3 protein-coding genes and 1 pseudogene are annotated in these 3,005 nt (G+C 72.0%); all 4 read right to left on the minus strand.

Annotation, left to right across the window (positions count from 1 at the left end; all coding sequences use genetic code 11):
• Positions 1-944 (minus strand): annotated as a pseudogene (locus tag ACFXA3_RS10475) (RNA-binding protein); the annotation flags it as partial.
• A 165-nt stretch (positions 945-1,109) separates the two neighbouring features.
• The gene (locus ACFXA3_RS10480; protein ID WP_385184694.1) at positions 1,110-1,640 is read right to left on the minus strand and encodes a class I SAM-dependent methyltransferase; all 531 of its coding nucleotides are present in this window, start codon (positions 1,638-1,640) and stop codon (positions 1,110-1,112) included.
• Positions 1,641-1,864: 224 nt separating this feature from the next.
• Positions 1,865-2,320, minus strand: coding sequence for a glycine-rich domain-containing protein (locus ACFXA3_RS10485; RefSeq protein WP_385184696.1), 456 nt, complete (start codon positions 2,318-2,320; stop codon positions 1,865-1,867).
• Positions 2,321-2,587: 267 nt separating this feature from the next.
• Entirely contained in the window at positions 2,588-2,872 is a 285-nt protein-coding gene (locus tag ACFXA3_RS10490; RefSeq protein ID WP_385184699.1) for a hypothetical protein, read from the minus strand.
• Positions 2,873-3,005 lie beyond the last annotated feature (133 nt).

Consider the following 3,005-nt stretch of genomic DNA (forward strand, 5'->3'; position numbering starts at 1 on the left):
GTCTCGCCGGAGCCGGAGCCGGAGCCGGGGCCGGCGCCGGCGTCGGAGCCGGCGTCGGAGCCGGCGTCGGAGCCGGCGTCGGAGCCGGAGCCGGGACCGGAGTCGGCGTCCGAGTCCGAGTCCGAGTCGGCGACGATGCTCGCGATCCGCCCGTACTCGTCCTCCCAGACGAGCTCGATCAGTCCCTCCTCCGGAAGATCCGCGAGCACGGCGCCGACATCGGTCGAGAGGTCGGGCCAGACGGCCAGCCGGGATCGGGGAGCCAGCCGGGCGCGGACCGCGTCGAGGGAGTGGGCTTCGAGTCGGTGCCAGCGGGCGGCGTTGCCGACGTGGCGCTCCTCCAGGAGCAGCGCCTGGCGCGACCCGAGGAACCAGCCCACACGGGCCCAGAAGACGTCATCGGCCGGCCGCCGCACGCCCGGCTCGTCGAACTCGGCGTCGTAGGGGGAGACTTCCAGTGGTTCGGGGAACAGTCCGAGTGCGCGGGTACGGGCCACCGCCGTCGGGCAGGGCTCGCTGCTGCCGACGTAGACGTACTGGTCCCAGCCGACGTGGACCGCGAACCTGCCCTCCACCTCCAGGCGGCACCAGGCACCGCCGTCGCGCAGCATCGCGCGGACCAGTTCCAGGGCGACGGTGAGCGATACCTGCGCGCCGTCGTGGTAGCCCGCACGGCCGGGCGGGAAGAGCCCCGCCAGACCGCCGTCGCCCCCGGCGGCCGGGTCCGCACCGAAGGTGCCGGATCCGGATCCGGCCGCGGCCTGTGGTTCGCGTACGGCAAGGCGGTCGATGCCGGTCTCTGCCGCGAACGCGGCGATGGCCTGGAGATGGGCGGCTTCGACCGGGCCGTGGTCGCTGTGCGTCTCTTCGGTGCCGGTGTAGCGGCCGTGCTGATCGCGATCGGCCGGATCGTACTTGGTGATGCGGTGGACGTAGGGCAGCACGCTACTGCCTGCCGGCGAACAGGTGGAGATTGAGCATGTCTGCATCATCCCGCCGCGGAGGGCCCAGCCGCCACCTGCTTTCGCCGGCCGAAGGCGTCCAAGGGCACTGACCGCACGGGAGCAGGCCGTAGCCCCGCGGGCAGTAGGGGCCCGGCGGTCGGTCGGCTAGGCAGGGGCGTGCGCCGTTACCAGCAGCGTCCCCAGCCGCCTGCCTTCGGGTGACGGGATGATGTCGGCGCTGATGTCCTCGAACCCCGCGGTCTTCAGCAGCAGCTCCCACTGCTCCGGCTCATGGTCGAACCGCTTCACGAACAGCGGCTCGTCGCCGGCCCGCTCCGGCTTCATCTGCGACACCTGCGGGCCGTAGCAGCCCGCGAGAGCCGGCGGATTGTGCGAGAAGGCGTAGACGCCCCCGGGTTTCAGCGCCTCGCGGACGAGCGGGAGGAGCACGTCAGGGTCGGTGAACCACGACGCCCCGTAGACGGAGTAGATCACGTCATACGGGGCGTCGACGGCAGAGAGGAAGCGTTCTGCCCGCTCGTGCCGGACTTCGAGACCGGGCCAGCGCTGCTCTGCCTGCGCGACCTGGACCGCGGACATGTCCACGCCCACTGCTTCCGCACCGAGCGTCGCCACGTGGGCCAGGTTCCCGGCGCTTCCGCACCCCAGCTCCAGCACCCGCTTACCGGGGCCCACATTGCCCAGTACCTCCGTTCCGGGCCCCCAATCGGGGTACGTGGTCCAGTTGAACCACGTTGACTCCCCCGCGCCGTTCACTCCGCGTCGTGCGGGCCGGTCACGACCCCAGACGTCCCACGCCAATACGTCCTGCACCTGTCCTCTTCCGTCGGGCTGCACAAGTGCCCCGCCCCCAGGGCCGCGAGCGGCTCCGGGGACGGGGCGGGGTGGTGCCGTAGCTACTACTGCCCACCCGCGGGGCTGTTGCTGCACCCTGCGTAGCACTGGGAGCAGTCAGCCGCCACCGATGGCCAGAATTCCTCGTCGACCACGAACCCGGCGGCGGTGATCGCCGCGACGGTACGGTCCCGCGCCGCCTCCTTCAGCTCGATGGGGGCGGGCGCGTCGGCCGGCTCGTGGTCGATGTACCCGCCCGCGACGAGGTCGCAGAACGTCCTGTAGGAGCGGGTCCGGCCGATGAACGCGTGCCAGAACGTGTCCACGGGCCTGGACGGGGACAGATCGGTGCGCGTGCGTGCGCCGGCGACGAGGAACGCGACCATCTGCGTCACGCCCCGTTCGCCCTGGTCGTCCGTCAGCTCCGGCCACTGCGCCCGGACATCCGCGATGAGCCGGGCCCGGAGTTCCGGGCTGATGAGAGTCAGGGCCGCCGCCGGCCCACCCTGTGTGATCGTCACGTCGTTCGCCTTCCGTGGTCGGATGGTGCGTGAACGTTCTGGTTGCTACCCACCACGCGAGGACCGGGACCGTACTCGGCCCCGCCAGGGTCCATGCCTCCCCGCCACGGCGGCTCGGGACGGATCAGCCCGACGAGGCTGGAACCCAGGACGTCCGCCGGCTCCGGGCCGGGACGCCGCGGAGCTGGACGGCGCGGAGCTGGACGGCGCGGAACTGGACGACGGCATCGCCGACGTGCGCGGACGGGGCAGAAGGGACAGCACTGCTCACGGACGTACTTGCTCGATGAGCCGGATGTTGCAGGAGGCCCGGGTCTTGCCCTTGGCGTTCTTCGGCAGCACCCAGAAGGACCCGTCCCCGTCGCGGCCGGTCACACGGGTCGTGGACCGCAAGGACTCGGGTACGTGGCTCCGCGCCGCCGTGTACAGGTCTACGAGTGCCTGCTCCCTGCTCTTGTTGCCGCTCACGGGGCGAACGACCGTGACCTGCCGGTGCGTCACCACCCCGTTCTCCGTGACCGTTTCCTCCGCGATGATCAACCACCTGGGCACCGATGAGCCTCCTTCAGGATCCTGTCCGGGGGTGGGGGTGGGGGGGCGGGTTCCGGATCCCCGTCCCACACCCCGCGGGCCGGGCACCCCCCCGCCAGGGGCGCCCGCGGCTGGCGGCGCGCCGCCCCCCGGT

The sequence above is a fragment of the Streptomyces sp. NPDC059456 genome, assembly GCF_042750055.1.
Taxonomy (GTDB): Bacteria; Actinomycetota; Actinomycetes; order Streptomycetales; family Streptomycetaceae; genus Streptomyces.